Origin of the sequence: Burkholderia semiarida (assembly GCF_029268935.1) — a bacterium.
GTDB lineage: Bacteria > Pseudomonadota > Gammaproteobacteria > Burkholderiales > Burkholderiaceae > Burkholderia > Burkholderia semiarida.
The window spans coordinates 1-305 of sequence record NZ_JAHLCL010000019.1 but is presented as its reverse complement, the minus strand read 5'-3'; the positions used below and the strand labels follow the sequence as shown (position 1 = coordinate 305).

The window sequence follows — 305 nt, the reverse complement described above, 5'->3', positions numbered from 1 at the left end:
ATCATCGGCGTAGAGTCGTTTCACGGTCCTGTTCGGGATGGGAAGGGGTGGGACCGACTCGCTATGGTCATCAGGCAAAGAGGGTTGTTCTGCTGGCGTGGCCAACAGAACCAATCTGGGAAGAAGCAGTAATTTTGAGTTGTGTGTATCACACACGAGAATCCAACTTGTCGCTTTGGATCGCGGCCAGTGCTTACACACGGCGCAGATCTATAAGGCAGACTTGTTATAGGATCAAGCCTTACGGGCAATTAGTATCAGTTAGCTGAACGCATTACTGCGCTTACACACCTGACCTATCAACG

The 305-nt window shown here is 50.5% G+C and carries 2 rRNA genes; both read right to left on the bottom strand.

Annotated features, from left to right (window positions below):
• Positions 1-75: ribosomal RNA gene (gene rrf / locus KPB06_RS34660) — 5S ribosomal RNA — on the bottom strand; the annotation flags it as partial.
• Positions 76-230: 155 nt separating this feature from the next.
• Positions 231-305 (bottom strand): 23S ribosomal RNA (locus KPB06_RS34420); the annotation flags it as partial.